This window comes from Methylobacterium sp. Leaf94 (assembly GCF_001426045.1).
GTDB lineage: Bacteria > Pseudomonadota > Alphaproteobacteria > Rhizobiales > Beijerinckiaceae > Methylobacterium.
Genome location: NZ_LMRM01000035.1, coordinates 1 through 20647, shown reverse-complemented (window position 1 = coordinate 20647; position 20647 = coordinate 1). Strand labels below are relative to the sequence as shown.

The window sequence follows — 20647 nt, the reverse complement described above, 5'->3', positions numbered from 1 at the left end:
ATGCATCCAGGAAGGCGTTGTGCGTGAGGGTCGTGTTCTCACCGCGCGAGATGATGAAGTCGACGTAGCCGATTTTGTCGAGCTTCAGACCGTCGAACGTCGAGTGATCGACGGTCAGGTTCTTCGTGCCGGGAAACGCATTGATGGCGTAGTTCCCGACCGAGGCATCGAAGGTCGAGTTCTTGATCGTGACGTTATCGGCCTGCACGTTGATCGAGACACCGCGGAAGTCGTACCCGTCCAGGGTCACGCCTGCCTTGGTGATGACCAGCACGTTCATGGCCTTGTTGTAGTAGACACCATCAGCTGCCTTGAGGCCGGCAAAGCTCTTGAGCTGTGCGTGGGGCTGAAGCGCGCCCACCGCCACGTCGAGGCCGGCGACACTGGTCAAGCCGTTGTTACGGCCAATCCCGAAAAGATCCGAAGCGACATACATGGTTCAGCCCCCGAGCCGATAGCGCATCTTGATTGCGCGCTGCGATCAGTTCTCAGGGCCAAGCTAGGAGTGGGGGTTAAAGCTTTCTTTTAAGCTATGCGTTGGATTCGTTGGATCTCAGTCGACTCCAGGCTTTTGCGCGAAGAAATCGCACAACCTTTCGGTTTGATTACTGCAAAGTTATAGCTCGTACTAAACGACATCTGCCGACGCGCGCAGGGTGCGAACCTGCCTTGGGCGGGGACCGATCGACGGTCGGTTTTCCTGAGAGTCACGCGGACCGTGAACGCCGCTCATCCGATGAGGGGGGGAGGCGCAGCGCGGCCGAGGCCCCGAGATCCTGCCAAACCTCGGGGAGACTGGAGCACGGGCGGCCTGCGAGCACGCGCGTGGGCTCGCAGGCCGTGACGTCTCGAAGGTCTCTCGATCAGGAAGGACCAGGGCGATCTTGGATCACGCGTCTACCTATGCCTCCGGGCCGAGCCGACCTGAGCGATCAGACGATGAAGAGATCGCTCAGCGATATATGGTCGGGTGTGACGTTCTTGAGGATGATCGTATCCGACCCGCCGTTGCCGACCGTGATGATCGTATCGGTGCCGTTGTGGCTCCACAGATTCACCTCTCGGCCCGTCTCGATGATGATCCGGTCTTGATGGGGACCATCCGCGTGGAAGTTGCGGATCACGTCCTGGCCGAAGCCATCGGCGAAGATGAACGTCGCACCGCCATTCGAGCTGGTGAAAACATCGTTGTGCGGCGTGCTTTCAACGGTCGCGAAGGTGCTGAGCTTGCTGACGAATAACGATCCGTCCGGGCGTACGACCTCTTGGAGCCGGATGGCACCATCGGTCTCCGTGATCTGGATGTGCGTGCCGTCGGCCGCGACGTTCATGGCGTAATGCGCGCCGTCGAGGAGCGTCTTGGTTTCGTACGTCAGCACGCCGGCCTTGTCGAAGCGATCCTCCAGGACGATCTTGCCGGTCTGATCATACGCGACGTGGCGGTGAGGGATGCGCGCGCCGACGCTGTCGTCCCACTGATCGACGGTCTTCGACAGGGCTCCGGTCTCGAAGCTATGGACGACCTTCGTGACGGTCCCCGTGAGGTCGTAGGCGACGCGAAGCCCTTCGGTGTCCGACGTGAGCACCTTCAGCGCGGGCGTTTCGTAGGGGCCGAAGTATTCGTCCTGAGAGGTCCAGGAAAAATCCGGGACCCGATCCGTTTCCGGTTCCTGTCCGGGGCTCGGAGACCGGGCATCGATCTCGACCGAACTGTGTTTGATGAACCCGGCGGCATCGTAGTCCCAGGCACGCGAAATGCCGTTCGTGACATCGTCTTGGGAAACGATCCAGCCTTTCTCATTGAAGACAGATACGATGATCGATTTACCCCCCTTGTCATTCAAAGACGTAGAAGTGCCATCCGAAAGATATTTTAGGGTCGAGAGAACTCCCGTTCGAGAGTCGTAGCTGGACCTGAAGGTCTGCCGGCCCAGTTCGTCGACGATGATGCTTTCGACGACCCACGGGCCGTCCTGGAATTCATATTGCCCAGGCGGTAAATCACTGTGCGGCGGAATGGGCGAAACAATTTGTGGCGCTGGCATCTGATTCTCCCTGAGCCTTTAAGCGATCACGGCAGATGCGGAATTTCAATTGCCACCCAGAAACAGCGTTAAAGATCTTTGTTTTCTTGCAAATTTGTCGTTATTGGAATGGTATTTAGACGATTTGACTGTGTCTCCGCGGCACCGATTTCCGCGAAATATGTGCATTTGCCGAGGCAAACATCAGGAACGGATCCAGGGGTACGAGCCGCTGGCGCGACCTGGAAAACAGGAGGACGATCGCGGACCTGACCGGCCGGCTTCGGATCGGGCCGATGGAGAGGATCAGCCAGGATCGACGGGCCCCATCGCTTCAGGCTCGATCCGTCACACCCTAGGCTGGGATCGAACGCCGCGATCGGCCGATGCCGTCGGGCGCTGCCGGTCGAAGCACACGGTCTCTGCAGGCGGCACCACGCGATAGCGAAGGCGTTGCCGATCGTCTAAGACTGCGGACGCAATCGAATTGGCGACGGCTCTCGCCGACTCCTCGGCCCAACCGGCCGAGATTCCCGCCCATGAGGCTCTATGCTGACAAGCGATTCGCGCGCGACGCCGGGAATGCCCTTCGGCAAATTGGCTTCGGGGGATCCGGAAAGTCTTGGTTTCCTGTCTGGCGTTCTTCGTCGCCAGCGTCGGCTCATCGTTCGGGTCGTCCTGATTGCCCTTGCGATCGGCACTCTGATTTTCCTGTTCGCCCCGTCGTCCTACAAGGCGTCCGCAACGGTCCTGGTCGATTTCAAGCGACTGGCCGTCGTCGATGAAGAGTCGAAATCGACGGGCCGTATCGACAGCTCGGCTCTGCTCAGCCAGATCGAAGTCCTAAATTCGACCGGTGTTCTCGAACGGACCGTGATCTCCGAAAAGCTGGACACCGATCCGGACTTCATCGGCTCCCCGTCGATGATCCGGACGCTGTTCGCGGGTCTCGGCCTCGCCGATGACCCGGAAGCCGAGCCCATGGACGTGCGTCGCTCGAGGGCGATCGAGGCATTGCGTAAGGCAACCAGCGTGGAGCGCGCAGAACTGTCCTACGCCATCACCGTCACGGTGACGGCGCGCAGCGGCGAGAAGGCCGCACGCCTCGCGAATGCGCTCGCACAGGCCTACATCGACGATCAGATGGATGCCAAGCGCTTGCCCTCCGAGAAGGCGAGCGCTTGGTTCTCGGAACGCATTACACAGCTCCAGAACGACGCAATTAAAGCGGAACGCGCGGTCACGGACTATCGTCTGAAGAATAACATCGTGACGACGGATGGACATTTTATCGAAGAACAACGTGTCTTCGATTTGAGTCAGGTCGCTTTGAAAGCCCGCTTCGCCCGTGCCGGCGCGGAAGCAAAGGTCGCACAGATCAACGAGATGGCGAGGAACGGCGGGGTGCAGAACGCGCTCGTCGACGAACTTTCGAACATCGTCATCATCCAGCTTCGCAAAGCCTATGCCGACGCGAAGCGCCAGATGGCGGATTTCACCGTCCGGTATGGCGCGACGCACGAAGCGACGATCAAAGCCCGCGCGAAGATGAACGAGCTTCAGAGTTCGCTGAACGACGAGGTCCAGCGCATTCTCGAAGGTGCGCGCAGCGACTTCGCCATCGCGCAGATCAAGGAGCAGAGCGTTCAGAAGGAACTCGCCGACCTGTCGGAGCGATCGCTGTTGGCGCTCGAGGCACGCTTTCAACTCGCGCAGCTCGAGAGTGCGTCGGCGACGGTGAAGACGATCCGCGACACCTTCATGTCGCGGTACGTCGACGGCATAAAGGTCTTCGGTGGAAGCCTGGCGCTGGGCTTGGGGGCGGGCTGCCTGATGGCCGTGGCCCGCGAGGCCTTCTCGCGGCGCCTGCGGTTCCGACGTCAGGTCGAGACGGCCCTCGGCGTGCCCTGCCTCGGCTTTCTCCCGAACGTCGCGCGCGCCGAACCGGCCGCCCTCCACCCGCGCGGCCTGCGCGCGGCCATCGGCGGCTTCGGCCTCGAGACCCTGCGCAGCACCAAGGTCCGGATCGACCTGCGCCGGCAGGACCGGCCCGTGGTCATCGGCGTCGTCTCTGCCGCCATCGGCGAAGGCAAGAGCGTGGTCGCCAGCAGCCTCGCCCAGCTCTGTGCCCAGTCCGGCGCGCCCACGATCCTGGTGGATGCCAACATCCGCCACCCCTCATTGTCGGACCTGCTGGCCTCTGGACGCGAGGCCGGCCTCGCCGAGGTCGTGGCACAGACCGCCCCGATCGCGGCCGCCCTCCGCCCGACCCGGGAGCCGGGCCTGTTCTTCCTGCCGTGCTTCGGCAAGGCCGCGCCGGACCAGCCCGGCGCGATGCTGACGGCCGAGACCCTGCGGTTTCTGTTCGAGAGCCTCAAGACGCAGTACCAGTACGTCGTGGTCGAGCTGCCGGCCATCGGTGCCGTCGCCGATGCCGGTGCGGTCGCCGACCTCATCGACGGCTTCCTCATGGTGGTGCAGTGGGACCACACCCAGACCTACACGCTCGACGACGCCGTCCGCAGCAACCCGGAGATCCGCGACAAGCTGGTGGGCAGCGTGATGAACCGCGCCGACCTCAAGCGCCTCGTCGAACTCGGAGAATCCTCCGTCGTACACAGCGCCGCCTACCATGGGTGACGACAAGCTGGTGGGCAGCGTGATGAACCGCGCCGACCTCAAGCGCCTCGTCGAACTCGGAGAATCCTCCGTCGTACACAGCGCCGCCTACCATGGGTGAAGTGGCGCCGAGCATGAAACAGTCAGGAAATTTGGGAGCCGACATGGGACATACCGGCTCCGGGCCAGTCCGAATTTCGGTCATTATCCCGCACTATCAGGACCTCTCGAATCTCGATCGGTGCCTCACGCAACTCGAAGCCCAGACGATCGGGCGTGATACCTTCGAGATCGTGGTCGCGGACAACATGTCACCGGTTGGCCTCGACGCCCTAGAGGCGGTGGTGGGGCAACGGGGTCGTGTGGTTCTTTCGCGCGAAAAGGGCGCGGGAGCGACACGGAACGTCGGCGTCGCTGCCTCAAACGGCGAGGTACTTGCGTTTATCGACAGCGACTGCAGACCAGACGCGGCCTTCCTCGAGAAGGGAATAGCGACGCTCTCGACCTTCGATATTGCCGGCGGCGCCATCCGGGTGGACGTCGAGGACGTGAACAACCCAACGCCCAGCGAAGCCTTCGAACTCGTCTTCGCCTTTCACAACGAAAGCTACATCAAGAAGAAGCGCTTTTCGGTAACGGCCGCTCTCTTCGTCAGCCGGCGCATCTTCGATGAGGTCGGCCCGTTCCGCAATGACGTCTCCGAGGACGTCGAGTGGTGCCATCGCGCCGGGTCGAAAGGATTGACCTTGGGTTTCGCGAGGGAGGCCGTGGTCGGCCATCCCGCACGGCGTGACTGGAGCGAACTCGAGCGGAAGTGGCGCCGGCTGAACGCAGAGGCCTTCGCACTGACGAAGGTCAAACCCTTCGGACGCCTCCGATGGATCGGCCGGAGTTGGGTCGTTCTGTTGTCAACCGGCGTGCATCTCATTGAGATCTTACGGACGCGTCAGTTGAGCCGGTTCGCCGATCGGCTTGCCGCAATGGGCATTCTCGTGCGGCTACGGTTGCTGCGTCTATTCTGGGCTCACGCGATCTTCCTGGCTCCGCGCCCCTCCAAGCACCCCTGACTGTGGACAGTCTCCGCCGCGCGCCTGCAAAGGTCAGCTTTAAATCATGAGCCGTTAAACTTTTCCAATCATGTTTCTTTCCTGAACTTGTACGGACCGCGCGCCACGATTGTTAAATTGGCTGCCGAAATTGAGGTGTGCCCTGACGGCCACGAATCCATCTAATGTCGATCGATCAGTTGGATTCGACTCGACCTCACCACAATTCCAATCGTAACCAATCGTCGCTCTGAGCGTCATAGAAGGTGAACGACGTAGTGCTATCAGGTCGCAAGCTGGGGGTCCTTTTCAGGACGGTAGGTCTGGCAGCGCTCCTCGCCGGGTGCACGGAGTCGTTTCCGACGTCTGGTCCCAAAATAACTGGCGACGCGACGATTCCAACCAATCCGCAGGACCTGCTCCCGCATGCGATGATTGATGCGACGCCCGCGGTTGCGACGCTCGCGGCGAGTGACGCCAGCGGCGAAGGCACACTGGGTTCCTTCACTTCGCGCGGCGGCGCGACGGAGATCCGCCTCGGCATCGGCGATACGGTCGGTGTCACCATCTTCGAGGCATCGGCAGGCGGGCTGTTCATTCCGACCGAGGCCGGCGCCCGAGCCGGCAACTTCGTTGCATTGCCGGATCAGCAGGTCGACCGTCGCGGTACCATTTCGGTTCCCTACGCGGGTCTGATCCCAGCGGCCGGGCGACGCGCTCCGGAGGTTCAGGCAGAAATCGAGCAGCGCTTGCGCAACCGTGCGATCGAGCCGCAAGCTGTCGTCTCACTGAAGGATCAGAAAGCAACGCTGGTCAGTGTTTTGGGAGAGGTGAATCTTCCCGCCCGCCTTCCGGTTAATCCCTCTGGCGAACGCGTGCTGGATGTCATCGCTCGTGCAGGCGGGCCGAAGGGAACGGGCTATCAGAGCTTCGTTACCCTTCAGCGTGGACCGCGCAAGCGGACCGTCTACTTCAACAAGCTGGTGAATGATCCGACCAACAACGTCTACGTTCAGCCCGGGGATGTGGTTTACGTCTACACCGAAAACCGGTCGTTCGTCGTGCTGGGAGCGACCGGACTCAACGGCAAGTACAATTTCGAAGCCGAGGTGACCACTGCGTCAGAAGCCTTGGGTCGATCCGGTGGCTTGCTTGACGAACGGGCGAATCCGCAAATGGTATTCATTTATCGCCTGGAGTCTCGGAAAGTTGCTTCCAGCCTGGGCATCGATCTCTCAGCATGGGCGGAAGATCGGATCCCTGTGATTTATCGCTTCGACCTCCGTGCGGAAGACGGCTTTTTTACGCTGCGGAAGTTCCTTGTCCGCGACAAGGACGTTCTCTACGTAGCGAATGCCGATGCCGTCGAGTTCACGAAGGTTCTCAATGTTCTGAGGACGGGCGTCGCAACGGTGAATGAGTCGAACGTTGCGCGCTACAATTTGGGTACGCTACGGTAAATTCTCTTCGCCCTCAGGCTGGATGGGCCACTGCGAGATAGAACTGGCGAGCTATCGCGCCGACATGTGACCGGGCAATCGAGGGGTCTTGGTGCTGATGCGGACCGATCCAGAGATCACCGAACCAGGACCGGCAGCCCGATCGACAAGCCGATCCCGTTCATCCCTGGCGCAGCCCTTTCGCGCGTTCTCATTTGGCTAAAAAATTAGTAAAGGTCCGACCAGATCTGACAGCAAGAAATCGCAGCGCCCCCGAGGCTTGTGCGATCTCGGCCGACGTTATCGGCCGCCAACGATCTTGATTTAACTCCGCGCGCGCTGACGACATCGGATGCTGGCGTCTTCTATTGGACGCCTTGAAAATATCCGTAAACTTGTCCTCCGATTTCGAGGTCGCGAATGTATGCGGCATTAGGCAGTTACGCAAAATAATGAGAGAAATGTAATCTGTGAGAGATGCCGAGCCGGCAATCGCGGCGACGAGCATGTCTTATCTCAGCTATGCCAAGGCGTTGAGCGGTTTGACTTAATCCAAGACTGGAACGGCATCGATCTGATCGAGATTCCGAACACATCTGCCGATTGCACAAAACTCTTATATTTGACATATAATTCCTGTTTCCTTGTTTACAGGGACCGCTTACTGTTAATCAGCGGACGCACGCGATACATGTTCACCACCGATGAGGGACGCGAGATCCAATGCGCATTACGATGATCGGTTCAGGCTATGTGGGCCTTGTCTCTGGGACGTGCTTTGCTGATTTCGGTCACCAGATCGTCTGCGTCGACAAGGATCCCTCGAAGATCGAAGCTCTGAACGCGGGCAGAATACCGATCTATGAACCAGGTCTCGATGCCCTGGTCGCTGAGAACGTTCGGCAAAATCGTCTTCGTTTCACCACCGAGGTGGCATCGGCGGTGGCCGGTGCCGATGCGGTCTTCATCGCGGTTGGTACGCCCTCGCGCCGCGGCGATGGATTTGCCGATCTGTCCTATGTCTTCGCGGCCGCACGCGAGATCGCCCAATCCCTGACCGGGTTCACCGTGGTGGTCACCAAGTCGACGGTCCCGGTCGGCACCGGCGACGAGGTCGAGCGGATCATTCGTGAGGTACGCCCGGACGCCGAGTTTGCGGTGGTGTCGAACCCGGAATTCCTCCGTGAGGGGGCTGCCATTGAGGACTTCAAGCGTCCCGACAGAATCGTCATCGGCACCGAGGACGCGCGCGCGACGCAAGTGATGCAGGACGTCTACCGGCCCCTCTACCTGAACCAAGCTCCGATCCTGTTCACCGGACGTCGGACGGCCGAACTGACGAAATACGCTGCGAACGCCTTTCTCGCGACCAAGATCACCTTCATCAACGAGATCGCCGACCTCTGTGAGCAGGTCGGTGCGAACGTTCAGGAGGTCGCGCGCGGGATCGGCCTCGACAATCGCATCGGCGCGAAGTTCCTCCATGCCGGTCCCGGCTACGGGGGATCGTGTTTCCCCAAAGATACGTTGGCGCTGGTCAAGACGGCGCAGGATTCGGGCACGCCCGTGCGACTCGTCGAAACGGTGGTCTCGGTCAACGACCAGCGCAAGCGCGCGATGGCCCGAAAGGTCGTGACAGCCTGCGATGGCTCGGTGCGCGGTAAAACCATCGCGGTCCTTGGACTGACCTTCAAGCCCAACACCGACGATATGCGGGATGCCCCCTCGCTCTCGATCATCACGGGTCTGCAGGATGGCGGTGCCAAGATCGTCGCCTACGATCCGGAGGGCATCGAGCAGGCCCGCCTCGTCCTCTCGGACGTCACCTATGCGGAGGACGCCTATGCCTGTGCAGAGGGTGCCGACGCGCTGGTGATCGTCACCGAGTGGAATGCTTTCCGTGCCCTGGATTTCAAGCGCCTTCGGGCCACGATGACGAGCCCAGTCCTCGTCGACCTTCGCAACGTCTACAGGGCGGCAGAGGTGGAGCGGCACGGATTTCGTTACTCGGGCATCGGCCAAATCAGTGGCGGGGCCGAAACACCGTTCCTCGACCTCAAGTCGACCTGAGCAGGGTTTCCTTGTCAGCGCTCCAGGAAGCGAGGGTCCCTCAACGCGGAGACGGACGACAATGAGGAGCCGGCCCAGCGAAGAGACGATCCTCCGCATCCTGAAGGCGCGGACGGCCGTGCTGCCGGTGGCGGAGATCTGCCGCCGCCCCGGCATCAACGACGCGACGTTCTATGCATGGCGCTCGCGCGACGGCAGTATGGAGGTTGCGCATCCGCGTCGCCCGAAGACGCTCGACGAGGTGACTCGCGAGCTCGGGAAGGTCCTGACCGAAGCGATGCGCCATGGTGCGACGCTGCGCGAGGCTTTGGAAAAACCTTCTGAGGCTCAGCGCACGCAGAACAGCCGTGAGCTGGGCCCAGCGACGAGAAGGGCTATTCGCAGCGTCGCGCCTGCGGGCTGATTGGCCTTGAGCCGAAGGCGTACTGCCACGCCTCGGTCCGCGGCGACGATGGGATCACGCGGGCACACCTGCGCAGGCAGGCAGGCTGGTCGGCGTCGTCGCTTCGGCTACCGGCGCCGGCCGCCCTGCCACAGGAGCCGAACTCGCGCCAGCGCTCCGACGTCGTCTCCACGAGTTCCTGAACGCGCATCTGTTCGGGAGCCTGCTGCCCCCCACCAGCCTCGGCGGCCTCACCCCGAACGCGTTCGCAAGGCGGTCCCGACGGGACCAGAACGAACGGACTTCCTTATGAATGGGGCAAACAGGGGCACGGTCAGCTCTTGGTCGCCGAAGTTAGTACCCCGTCCGCGTGTTCACCGGCGCTGCGATGGTCGACGCCCGGCACGTCGGCAGTTCAAGCTGCCGGCAACCGGACGTCCTGGCAACGCGTCAGGAGTTCGGTCTCTTCGGCGCGTCCGAACTGCATTTCGGAGGCGCCGTCCCGCTCCTCGGCAAATGGGATATGTCCATTCCATCCTCAGAAATATCGGCTTAGCTTTTCTGTCAGCTGCATCGGATCGGAACCACGATTTGCGTGGCGGATCCGCCGTCACCGAGATCAAATCCGGACGCATTCCCCTCAAGACGGTCCGGCTTACAGAAGTGGCCTCGGGTGGGCCCTTGGCGTTTACGGGCTTGGTCGCTCACCGTCCGGCGGGACGTTGCGCCCCCCCGCGCAAGGCCGGTCCCAGGAATCGACGGCCCGCCCTTGGTGCTCCGACCGACCTTGGCGTATGCCGCCAGGGTATCGCGAAGCGGGAGCGGCGTTGGAACAGGCATTGCTCTCATGGATCGGCGCCCTGACGTCGATCCGGACCGAGGTCTTCTGGGTCCTCGGTGCCACCCTCTCGGGCCTCGTCAGCATCCATGTCCTCCTGCGCAAGCGGGAGGTCGGGGCGGCCATCGGCTGGATCGGCCTGGTCTGGCTGGCCCCCCTCTTCGGCAGCGCGCTCTATGCCCTGCTCGGGGTCAATCGGGTCACCCGACGGGCGCAGAAGCTCGGCATCAAGCCCTCTCAAGCGAGCCCGCGGCGCGTGGGTGGCCCGGCGCCGCCTCCCGTTCTGCCGGAGCGGTTCCAGCCACTCGACCAGGCAGTCCGGCGCATCACCAGCCTTCCGCTGGAAGCGGGCAACCGGATCATGCCGCTGCGCAACGGCGATGCGGTCTATCCGGCGATGCTGGCCGCCATTCACGAGGCCCGGCACTCCGTCGCCCTGTCGAGCTACATCTTCCGCAAGGATGAGATCGGCCGAGCCTTCCTCGATGCGCTGGAGGATGCCCATCACCGGGGCGTCGCCGTTCGGGTTCTGGTGGACGGCATCGGCAGCGGCTACTTCTTCGCCGCGGTCTATGGCGGCCTGCGGCGGCGGGGCGTGCCGGTCGGCCGGTTCATGCACTCGGTCCTGCCCTGGCGGATGCCGTTCCTGAACCTGCGCACCCACAAGAAGCTGCTCATCCTCGACGGAACCCTCGCTTTCACGGGCGGCATCAACATCGCCGACGAGAACCGGGTGGCGACCCATCCGCCGGAACCGGTACGCGACGTCCATTTCCGGATCGAGGGGCCGGTCGTGACCCAACTCACGGCGGCCTTCGCCAGCGACTGGGCCTTCGTGATGGACCAGGAGCTGGACGGCCCCGCTTGGTTTCCGCCCCTCGCCGCGCGGGGCGAGACGCAGGCCCGGGTCGTCAGTTCGGGGCCGGACGCGGACCTGCGCAAGATCGAACTCGTGGTGCTCGAGGCGATCACCTGCGCCCGGACCAGCATCCGCCTGATGACGCCCTACTTCCTGCCGAGCGAGGTGCTGGTGAGCGCCCTGTCGCTGGCGGCCCTGCGCGGCCTGACGGTGGACGTCATCATTCCCATGGCCAGCGACCACGCGGTGGTCGACTGGGCGACCCGGGCCCATGTGGACCCCCTCCTGCGCAGCGACGTCCGGATCTGGCTCGACGACCCACCCTTCGACCATGCCAAGCTCCTCGTGATCGACGATGCCTGGTGCTTCATTGGCAGCGCCAACTGGGATACCCGCAGCTTCCGCCTGAATTTCGAGCTGAACGTCGAGGTCTATGATTCCGGGCTCGCCCGACACCTCGACGCGTTCATGCAGGAGAAGATGAGCGTCCGGCTGACGCGCGAGCACCTGTCCCGGCGCGGTCTCCCCGTCCGGCTGCGCGACGCAGGCGTCCGATTACTCCTGCCATACCTTTGATGCGCTCCGGCTCCGCGGTGTCCTTCAGGATGATCTCGTGGGTGGGAGCCAGGTGCACGATGATCGGCCGGTGATCCGAGGCGCCGCGCGGCAGCACGCTGCGCCCGTGGCAGGTCAATCCGCGCACGAGGCAGCGGTCGAGCCGCAGGGGCACCACCCGCGCCATGGCGTGGGTCGGCAGGCGCGGGCCGACGTCGCGGAACCCCGGCAGGAGCGTCGGCCCCACCAGGTTGTAGTCGCCGATGACGGCGGCCCGGTCCGGCAGGCTCTGCTCGATGCAGCGCAACTGCCGCCGGTTGAGCATCTGCCCGTGCGAGAGGTGGACGTTGGCGACGCCGAATTCACCGAGATCGATCACCTGGCTCACCCGGTCGAACATCGCGCCGGCGGGAAGCTCGATGGCCTCCGGGGGGGTGGCGAAGGGCGTCGGGCTCCAGACCGCGAGGCCGTGGATGCGCCCGGGCATCTGGGCCCAGGCGTAGTGGCCGCCGACCTTGGCCTGCAGGGCCTCGATATCCTTGGTCGCCTCCTGCATCAGCACGAGGTCGGGCTGCTCGCGCTCGATCAGCGTCGCGATTCCGGCGACATTCGCGCCGACCCGCCGCAGGAGGTTCCAGCTGACGATCTTGCGGAGCCCGGGGCGGTCTTGGCCCGGGCGCCCGTGGGAGGTCTGGAGGGCACGGGCGGTCAGGCGCGCGAGGCGGCGATCGTTCAGCATCGGCACATAGGTGGGTCAGGCACGCCCGGCGGAAAGCCCGGGCCGGGACGCGGTCATGGGCTTTTGCGCCTCACGACTCCATGAGCGCGGCCACGTGCGCCGCCGTGGATTCGGCGAGCCCCTTCAGATCGTAGCCGCCCTCCAGCAGGGAAACGATGCGCCCGTCGCAGGTCTGCCCCGCGATCTCCATCACCTGGCGCGTGGCCCAGGCGAAGTCCTCCGCCTCCAGCATCAGGTTGGCCAGGGGATCGCGCCAATGGGCATCGAAGCCCGCCGAGATGATGATCAGGTCGGGCCGGAAATCCACGAGGCGCGGCAGGATGCGCGCGGTGAACGCCTCGCGAAAGCGCTCGCCGTCGGCGCCGGGCTTCAGGGGGGCGTTGACGATGGTGTCGTGGTCGCCGGCCTCCGAGACCGCGCCGGTGCCGGGATACAGCGGCATCTGGTGGGTGGAGCAGAACAGCACCGCGGGGTCGGCCCAGAAGATGTCCTGGGTTCCGTTGCCGTGGTGCACGTCCCAGTCGACGATGGCCACCCGCTCCGCCCCGTAGGCGGCCTTGGCATGGCGGGCCGCGACCGCCGCATTGTTGAACAGGCAGAACCCCATGGCGCGGGTGCGCTCGGCGTGGTGGCCCGGTGGGCGCATGGCCGAGAACGCCGTGCGAGCCTGGCCCGTCATCACCGCGTCGACCCCCTGGACCGCCGCCCCGACCCCGCGCAGGACGCATTCGATGGTGCCGGGCGACAGCACGGTATCGGAATCGACGTGGACCAGTCCCTCGGCGGGGGCGGCCGCCACCATGGCCCGGACCCATTCCTCGGGATGGGCCAGCGCCACGGTCTCCAGGCTCGCGGGTTCCGGCGCCCGGCGGTCGAGGGCCGCGAAGGCCTCCGTCGCGAGGGCATCCTTGACCGCCTGCATGCGCTCCGGCCGCTCCGGATGCCCATGCGGGGTCTGGTGCCCGAGGGCGGCCTCGTGGCTGAAGAGGATGGTCATGCGGCGCTCCCGAGCGTCTGTCTATCCGTGGTATACCAGATCGTCAGGCCGCGGCCAGTGGGGAGATTTCTCCCCAGGCCGTTCGCCGGACGACGTCACCTTCAGAAGGTCGGCGGCGTGCAGGCGCTCACCACCTCGCAGGCGACGGGGCCGACGCATCGGAAGCGATGAGGCCGGCGGCTGTCGAAGGAATAGGCATCGCCCGGTCCGAGGATGCGACGCTCCGAATCGACCGTCACCTCCAGGCGGCCGGACAGGACGATGCCGCCCTCCTCGCCGTCATGGACCAGAGGCACCCGGCCGGTATCGGCGCCGGGTTCGTAGCGCTCCCTCAACAACTGCAGGCTGCGCCCGAACAGGTTGTCGCCGACCTGCCGGTAGGAGATCGGCCCCCGGCCGATCTCGGTGAGTTCGTCGGCCCGGTAGAACGCCTTGCGCGAGCGCTCCGGCTCCACGGCGAAGAACTCCGACAGGCCGATGGGAATGCCGTCCAGGATGCGCTTGAGGGCGCCCACGGAGGGGTTCACACCGTTCGACTCGATCAACGAGATCGTCGAGTTCGGGACACCGGTGCGCTTGGCGAGCGCCCGCTGCGACAGGCCATGGGCGGTGCGGACGAAGCGCAGGCGCGCGCCGAGATCGATGCTCATCAAACCCCGTGAGTCGGCCCCTGAGGCGGAACGCCCGTTAGGGATGTTCAGAATTCACCGACATTGCCCGCACGGCCCCCGCCTTTTCAAGCACTTCGTTGCGTGCAGAAAAGGACTTGTCCGGGCGTCGCAATCGGCGCTTCTTCCGAGCACAGCGACATCTCTGGGTTGAAGATTGCCATGGACCACCACCCCGCAGCCAATGCCCCCGGGCTCGATGCCTACTGGATGCCGTTCACCGCCAACCGGCAGTTCAAGGCGGCGCCCCGCCTGCTCGCCTCGGCCAAGGGCATGCACTACACGGCCACGGACGGGCGCAGCGTCCTCGACGGCACGGCCGGCCTCTGGTGCGTGAATGCCGGGCACGGACGCCAGGGCATCGCCTCGGCGGTCGAGCGCCAGCTCACCACCCTCGACTTCGCGCCCTCATTCCAGATGGGCCATCCGGCGGCGTTCGACTTCGCCGAGCGCCTCGCCGCCATCGCGCCGGGCGGCCCGGAGGCTGGGCTCGACCGGGTGTTCTTTACCGGCTCCGGTTCCGAATCGGTCGACACCGCCCTCAAGATCGCTCTGGCCTACCAGCGCGCCATCGGCCAGGGCACGCGCACCAAACTGATTGGGCGCGAGCGCGGTTACCACGGCGTCGGCTTCGGCGGCATCTCCGTGGGCGGCCTCGTCAACAACCGCCGCGTCTTTCCGCTGCTGCCGGGCATCGACCACCTGCGCCACACCCATGATCCCGAGCGCAACGCCTTCTCGAAGGGCCTGCCCGCGCACGGGGCGGAACTCGCCGACGACCTCGAACGCCTCGTCGCCCTGCACGGGGCCGAGACCATCGCGGCCTGCATCGTCGAGCCGGTGGCCGGCTCCACCGGCGTCCTCCTGCCGCCGACGGGCTATCTGGAGCGCCTGCGCGCGATCTGCGACCGGCACGGCATCCTGCTGATCTTCGACGAGGTCATCACCGGCTTCGGCCGCCTCGGGACGCCCTTCGCGACGGATTACTTCGGCGTGATCCCCGACCTCGTCACCACTGCCAAGGGCCTCACCAACGGCGCCCTGCCGATGGGCGCGGTCTTCTGCGCGCGGCGCGTCCACGACGCGTTGATGCACGGCCCGGAGGCGGTGATCGAGCTGTTCCACGGCTACACCTATTCGGGCCATCCGGTCGCCTGCGCGGCGGGCCTCGCCACCCTCGACATCTACGCCCAGGAGGGCCTGCTCACCCGCGGAGCGGAGCTCGCCGAGGATTGGGCCAGCGCCATGCACGACCTGCGGGGTGCCAGCCACGTCATCGACATCCGCACCATCGGCCTCGTCGCCGGCATCGAACTGGCGTCCCGGCCCGGAGCCCCCGGGGCGCGAGCCTACGACGTCTTCGTCGACTGCTTCGAGCGCGGCCTTCTCGTCCGGGTCACCGGCGACATCGTCGCCCTGTCGCCGCCGCTGATCGTCGAGCGCGACCAGATCGACACCATGGCGTCGATCCTCGGCGACGCCATCGCCCGCGCCGCCTGAATCGTTCCACTCCCCCTCCGTCAGGATTTTCGATGCCCACCGCGATCTCCCACTTCATCGGCGGCCGGACCGTCGCCGGCACCAGCACCCGGACCGCGCCGGTCTACAATCCCGCCACCGGCGAGGAGACCGGCCGGGTCGCTTTGGCCAACACGGCGGACGTCAACGCGGCGGTGGCGGCCGCCAAGGCGGTCGCCCACGCCTGGGCCCACACCACGCCGCTTCGCCGCGCCCGCATCCTCAACGCCTTCCTGCGCATCGCCGAAGAGCGCACCGACGAACTCGCCGCCCTGATCACCGCCGAGCACGGCAAGGTGCTCTCCGACGCCAAGGGCGAGATCCAGCGCGGGCTCGAGGTGGTGGAGTTCGCCACCGGCATTCCCCAGCTTCTCAAGGGCGAGGTCACCGAGAACGTCGGCACCCGCGTCGACAGCCATGCCCTGCGCCAGCCGCTGGGCGTGGTGGCCGGCATCACGCCGTTCAATTTCCCCGTCATGGTGCCGATGTGGATGTTTCCGGTGGCGCTGGCCTGCGGCAACTGCTTCGTCCTGAAGCCCTCCGAGCGCGATCCCTCGCCCGCGCTGCTGGTCGCCGCCTGGCTCAAGGAGGCCGGCCTGCCGGACGGCGTGTTCAGCGTGGTCCACGGCGACAAGGAGGCGGTCGACGCCCTCCTGCATCACCCCGACATCGCGGCGGTGAGCTTCGTCGGCTCGACCCCGATCGCCCGCTATATCTACGCCACCGCCACCGCCAACGGGAAGCGCGCCCAGGCGCTGGGCGGCGCCAAGAACCACATGATCGTCATGCCGGACGCCGACATGGACCAGGCGGTCGACGCGCTGATGGGCGCGGCCTACGGCTCGGCCGGCGAGCGCTGCATGGCGATCTCGGTGGCCGTGCCCGTGGGTGAGAAGACCGCCGACGCGCTGGTGGCCAAGCTCATTCCGAAGGTGCGGGCGCTGAAGGTCGGGCCGGGCACGGACCCGGACTCGGAGATGGGCCCCCTCGTGACGAAGGTGCACCGCGACAAGGTGAGCGGCTACATCGATGCGGGCGTGGCGGAAGGCGCCGAGCTCCTCGTCGACGGGCGCGGCCTGAGCCTGCAGGGCTACGAGGGCGGCTACTTCCTCGGCGGCACCCTGTTCGACCGGGTCACCCCGGAGATGTCGATCTACCGGGAAGAGATCTTCGGGCCCGTCCTGGCGATCACCCGGGCGCCGGACTACGCCACGGCGGCCAAGCTCATCAACGAGCACGAGTTCGGCAACGGCACGGCGATCTTCACCCGCGACGGCGACGCGGCCCGCGAGTTCGCCCACGGGATCGAGGTCGGCATGGTGGGCATCAACGTGCCGATCCCGGTGCCGATGGCGTTCCACTCCTTCGGCGGCTGGAAGGCCTCGCTGTTCGGCGACCACCACATGCACGGCCCCGAGGGCGTCCGCTTCTACACGCGCCTGAAGACCATCACGACCCGCTGGCCCACCGGCATCCGCGCCGGCGCCGACTTCGTCATGCCCACCATGGAGTAGGCGCTCCGGCCGGTGACGCCTCCGGTTGGCAGGGCCGCCCGGTCTTCGTTTCCGAGTGCCGGCGCGGCACGAACAGCCTGCCATCAGCGCGATCATCTCGCGCTGATGGGCAAAACCGCGTGTTCCGACGATCCGTCGCAGCACCGTGCGGGCAGTGTCCCCCGTCAGGCCAGAGCGACCATCGCATCCGGGAACCCTGTCCCCGCCACAACCAGGGGTCCTTGGTGCATGATCCCGGGATGCGCTGTGACGGATCGATCCTGAAGCGATGGGCTCTTTCGTACAGGCGTCGAGGATGAACTCGGTGGGTGTCGGACCATGCAGGGTCGTGCGCCTACGCGCAGGATCATAGGCACCTCCAAACCGGTGCAGGTGCGTTCGGCGCTGGTCACGGCTGTCCGAGTGAGAGCGCTTGACCCTCGCGTCCTCGATCGTGCGGTTCATCCGCTCGGCCCGTCCGGTGTGACGCCGAAAGGCGCCGATGATCGCCCCCTCCACGACGGTGAGCACCGCGGAGCGTGCCTCCTCGGGTCCCATCCGGGCATCCACTGTCCTCGCCCGTTAGCGCCACGCCTGCACCGTCGGGCCGACACCGGAGCGCCCGGCCAGCACCCCTACGCTCTCCTCACGGCACTGGGATCGCGCCACGGGCTGCCCCGTTGTTGTGGCACTTCAAAGAAGAACCCGACCCATTGCGCATCCCTCGCAGGATGGCGCTCGACCGTATCACCACACCGCGGGACCAAACACCGAATAGGGCTTTTCGCGATCGGCACACCAGCCAAGATTACCGACCATTTCGTCCTATGGAATGCGAATGCAGAGGTTCATGGAAAATGTTTTATGAGATTTGGCACAATATCTGCAATCAAAGCGACAGGCGATCACTTCAATGATCGCTCTTGGCATGATTAGAGAGTTCGTTTACGCTATTTGTGATTTGCCGTGGATCTACAGATTCAGCCCTGCGCCTTTGGAGAAGGTCAGAAACGCTTTACACATCGTGTCTCGACTAAACACCTCACGACAGCAGGCATAATTCTGATAGATTTATTAGCTTACTGGCTCATGATGAAGCGCATCGCATCGATCCGATGAGTTCAAAGTGAATAATATTGCATGCACCACGTCGGATAAAGAGACCGGCCATCAATCCTACATCACCGGGATTGACGGGCTTCGCGCGATATCCGTTCTGTCGGTCGTTCTCTATCACTTGGATTCAAACATACTTCCTGGCGGATTCGTCGGAGTTGATGTGTTCTTCGTAATCTCGGGTTTCGTTGTCGCCATGACAACGCGACGCGAACACACACGCAGCTTCCGCCAATTCCTTCTCGTCTTCTACCGTCGGCGCATCGTGCGCATTCTACCAGCCACACTTATCTTCCTTCTGCTGGCGCAGCTTTTCGTTGTGCTTTTCGTTCCGACAAAGGACAGAATTACTGTTCCGGACCTGACGGCAGCGGCCGCGGCCCTCGGAATGAGCAACTTCGTACTTTGGCTGAAGGCAGACGATTACTTTTCCCCAGAGGCCAATTTAAATCCGTTCCTACATACCTGGTCGCTCGCAATCGAAGAGCAGTTCTACCTCATTTTCCCTACCTTCGCTTTTTTATTTAATTATTACAGAGCCTCATCACGAATATTTTGGTGGCTGGCCACCGGATTGATAGGCTGCATTATTGCCTCTCTGACCGTTGCTGTATTGAGCACACATGTCAGCCGTCCTTTTGCTTTCTACATGCTTCCCTCGCGGTTCTGGGAACTCGCAACCGGCATCGCCCTGTTCATTCTGGTGGAGAAAATTTCAGGGCGTCCGACTGCAGGTCGCCCTTTTCAAATTCTCGTATTCGCGGCCGGCCTGTGTGGGCTGATCGCGATTGCAGCCGCATATGGATTCATAGACTCCGTCAATTTTCCATTCCCCTACTCCATTGTCCCAGCAATTTCTGCGTCACTCATGTTATACAATCTATACTTAGATCGGAACGGCCTCATATCGCGTATTTTCTCAATTAAAATACTTCAGTATATTGGCAAAATTTCTTTTTCGATATATCTTTGGCATTGGTTCGTCATTGTTTCCCTGCAGTGGACGATTGGATTAGAGACCTATCTACCGAAATTCGTCGCGCTCGCCGCGAGTTTTCTCCTAGCAGACTTATCTAACCGTCTGATCGAAAGACCGGCTCGAGTCAGCGGCCGAATCGGCGCTTGGTGTGACGGGCATGTCATCCTGTCTGGGCTTACAGCAATGGGCGTCGTCGGGGCCTCCATGGGCATCCTTGCAGCGGCACGACCCAGTCTGACCCTCTCCGTAACCGGCGATCGCGACGTTTGGCTGCCGTCGACACCTGGTCACGGCGGCAGGTGCCAAGCGCAGCGAGGCCGTCGGTCGTTTGCGGGCGGAACGATCCGGTACGATTTTGTCCCGCAGTCTTGCGAACAGGGGGCAGATCCTCGGCATCTCTATGTTCTTGGCGACTCGCACGCTGGGGCTTATCAGCGTCTTGTCGGGAATATTGTCCGACATGAGGGCCTGACGGCAACGATCTTTACAGGGACTGGCTGCGCCTGGTTGCCAATGATTGGCCAAACAAAAACCACATGCGCGCTTTTCATTGAAAATGGACTTACTGCTATAGCCTTGAGTGCAAAATCAGGTGATGTGATATTCTTCCCCGGCCTTCGCATTCGCCGGTATCAGACGTCCGATTCATCTGACAATGAAGCCGAGATACATTCAATTAATTACAGTGACGCTATGATTTCTCATGAAGCCAAGCGCCTAACGACTCTCATCGATCAGGGAATACGAGTCGTCTTGGAGGCACCTAAACCTGTCTATAAATATGAGCCGATGCGATGCTTCGACTGGTTCAATCAGGCCAATCCGAGATGCCGGGAAAAATCCGTTCCCTACACAGAATTACAGGAACGAAGAAAACAAGCCCTTGTCATCTACACAAAATTGAAAAACCTCGACCCGCGTATCGAAATCTGGGACCCCTTCCCCCTGCTTTGTCATGATGCGGCATGTCTAGCCGTGAAGGATGGTATGCCGTTAGTCTCGGACGGCGATCATCTGACGGGATATGCAAATGACTATCTGACTCCTTTCTTCGCAAACCTTCTAAAGGATCGTCAGTAGCTCGTTCGACTCGGACCTGTCCAGGATCAAGGCTCGACGCCTGCGTATGCCCCACCGTCGATCGGTATCCGGTGGGGGATCAAGGATGTTGATCGGCCCCCACGCGGTGGTCCAAGGGTAAAGTTAGTGCGCGGTAGGCCGCTTCACCACGGGTAGCTTGGCCGGCGCAGCTGGTCGGGCGAGCGCAGACGTTGGCCGGCGCAGCTGGTCGGGCGAGCGCAGACG

The 20647-nt window shown here is 63.3% G+C and carries 12 protein-coding genes and 3 pseudogenes; 9 read left to right on the top strand and 6 right to left on the bottom strand.

Translation table 11 applies throughout. The features are described 5' to 3' along the window. Together ASG63_RS17955 and ASG63_RS17950 are read right to left on the bottom strand one after the other, a co-directional pair. Positions 1-436: pseudogene (locus tag ASG63_RS17955) on the bottom strand (M10 family metallopeptidase C-terminal domain-containing protein); the annotation flags it as partial. A 496-nt stretch (positions 437-932) separates the two neighbouring features. Then, positions 933-2045 carry a hypothetical protein gene (locus tag ASG63_RS17950; RefSeq protein WP_156389738.1) on the bottom strand — a complete coding sequence of 371 codons (1113 nt, stop codon included), beginning with the start codon at positions 2043-2045 and terminating at the stop codon, positions 933-935. A gap of 528 nt (positions 2046-2573) precedes the next feature. Between ASG63_RS17950 and ASG63_RS17945 the strand changes: the two genes are divergently transcribed. The 6 genes and pseudogenes from ASG63_RS17945 to ASG63_RS17920 all read left to right on the top strand — a co-directional run bounded on the left by ASG63_RS17945 (position 2574) and on the right by ASG63_RS17920 (position 11853). Then, on the top strand, positions 2574-4664 hold the full coding sequence (locus ASG63_RS17945; RefSeq protein WP_056219589.1) for a GumC family protein: 2091 nt from the start codon (positions 2574-2576) through the stop codon (positions 4662-4664). Positions 4665-4807: 143 nt separating this feature from the next. Then, positions 4808-5710 carry a glycosyltransferase family 2 protein gene (locus tag ASG63_RS17940; RefSeq protein ID WP_056219585.1) on the top strand — a complete coding sequence of 301 codons (903 nt, stop codon included), beginning with the start codon at positions 4808-4810 and terminating at the stop codon, positions 5708-5710. Positions 5711-6120: 410 nt separating this feature from the next. Then, positions 6121-7149, top strand: a complete 1029-nt coding sequence (locus ASG63_RS17935; RefSeq protein ID WP_082501382.1) for a polysaccharide biosynthesis/export family protein — start codon at positions 6121-6123, stop codon at positions 7147-7149. Positions 7150-7851: 702 nt separating this feature from the next. Beyond that, entirely contained in the window at positions 7852-9198 is a 1347-nt protein-coding gene (locus ASG63_RS17930; protein WP_056219582.1) for a UDP-glucose dehydrogenase family protein, read from the top strand. Positions 9199-9259: 61 nt separating this feature from the next. Beyond that, positions 9260-9718 (top strand): annotated as a pseudogene (locus tag ASG63_RS17925) (transposase); the annotation flags it as partial. A gap of 689 nt (positions 9719-10407) precedes the next feature. Next, the gene (locus tag ASG63_RS17920; RefSeq protein WP_056219579.1) at positions 10408-11853 is read left to right on the top strand and encodes a phospholipase D-like domain-containing protein; all 1446 of its coding nucleotides are present in this window, start codon (positions 10408-10410) and stop codon (positions 11851-11853) included. Here ASG63_RS17920 and ASG63_RS17915 read toward each other — a convergent pair. The 3 genes from ASG63_RS17915 to ASG63_RS17905 all read right to left on the bottom strand — a co-directional run bounded on the left by ASG63_RS17915 (position 11744) and on the right by ASG63_RS17905 (position 14218). Continuing rightward, positions 11744-12571 carry an endonuclease/exonuclease/phosphatase family protein gene (locus ASG63_RS17915; protein ID WP_056219574.1) on the bottom strand — a complete coding sequence of 276 codons (828 nt, stop codon included), beginning with the start codon at positions 12569-12571 and terminating at the stop codon, positions 11744-11746. The genes ASG63_RS17920 and ASG63_RS17915 overlap by 110 nt on opposite strands. Positions 12572-12641: 70 nt before the next feature. Further along, complete coding sequence (locus tag ASG63_RS17910) at positions 12642-13568, bottom strand: histone deacetylase family protein (RefSeq protein ID WP_056219570.1); 927 nt, start codon at positions 13566-13568, stop codon at positions 12642-12644. A gap of 101 nt (positions 13569-13669) precedes the next feature. Continuing rightward, positions 13670-14218 (bottom strand): cupin domain-containing protein, encoded by a 549-nt coding sequence (locus tag ASG63_RS17905; RefSeq protein ID WP_056219567.1) that lies wholly within the window; start codon positions 14216-14218, stop codon positions 13670-13672. A 180-nt stretch (positions 14219-14398) separates the two neighbouring features. On the opposite strand from ASG63_RS17905, the gene ASG63_RS17900 reads away from it, so the two are divergent. Next, positions 14399-15736, top strand: coding sequence for an aspartate aminotransferase family protein (locus tag ASG63_RS17900; protein ID WP_056219564.1), 1338 nt, complete (start codon positions 14399-14401; stop codon positions 15734-15736). A gap of 32 nt (positions 15737-15768) precedes the next feature. After that, entirely contained in the window at positions 15769-17268 is a 1500-nt protein-coding gene (locus tag ASG63_RS17895; protein ID WP_056219561.1) for a CoA-acylating methylmalonate-semialdehyde dehydrogenase, read from the top strand. A 223-nt stretch (positions 17269-17491) separates the two neighbouring features. Here the strand turns inward: ASG63_RS17895 and ASG63_RS27080 are convergent. Continuing rightward, positions 17492-17727, bottom strand: a pseudogene (locus tag ASG63_RS27080) (IS481 family transposase); the annotation flags it as partial. A gap of 646 nt (positions 17728-18373) precedes the next feature. Between ASG63_RS27080 and ASG63_RS24500 the strand changes: the two are divergent. After that, positions 18374-20422: an acyltransferase family protein gene (locus tag ASG63_RS24500; RefSeq protein WP_082559374.1), complete on the top strand. Its 2049-nt coding sequence runs from the start codon at positions 18374-18376 to the stop codon at positions 20420-20422. Positions 20423-20647: the final 225 nt, after the last annotated feature.

Coding starts and splice junctions, on each gene's coding strand:
- ASG63_RS17950 (WP_156389738.1), bottom strand. CDS start 2,045: ATGCCAGCGCCACAAATTGTTTCGCCCATTCCGCCGCACAGTGATTTA.
- ASG63_RS17945 (WP_056219589.1), top strand. CDS start 2,574: ATGCTGACAAGCGATTCGCGCGCGACGCCGGGAATGCCCTTCGGCAAA.
- ASG63_RS17940 (WP_056219585.1), top strand. CDS start 4,808: ATGGGACATACCGGCTCCGGGCCAGTCCGAATTTCGGTCATTATCCCG.
- ASG63_RS17935 (WP_082501382.1), top strand. CDS start 6,121: ATGATTGATGCGACGCCCGCGGTTGCGACGCTCGCGGCGAGTGACGCC.
- ASG63_RS17930 (WP_056219582.1), top strand. CDS start 7,852: ATGCGCATTACGATGATCGGTTCAGGCTATGTGGGCCTTGTCTCTGGG.
- ASG63_RS17915 (WP_056219574.1), bottom strand. CDS start 12,571: ATGCTGAACGATCGCCGCCTCGCGCGCCTGACCGCCCGTGCCCTCCAG.
- ASG63_RS17910 (WP_056219570.1), bottom strand. CDS start 13,568: ATGACCATCCTCTTCAGCCACGAGGCCGCCCTCGGGCACCAGACCCCG.
- ASG63_RS17905 (WP_056219567.1), bottom strand. CDS start 14,218: ATGAGCATCGATCTCGGCGCGCGCCTGCGCTTCGTCCGCACCGCCCAT.
- ASG63_RS17900 (WP_056219564.1), top strand. CDS start 14,399: ATGGACCACCACCCCGCAGCCAATGCCCCCGGGCTCGATGCCTACTGG.
- ASG63_RS17895 (WP_056219561.1), top strand. CDS start 15,769: ATGCCCACCGCGATCTCCCACTTCATCGGCGGCCGGACCGTCGCCGGC.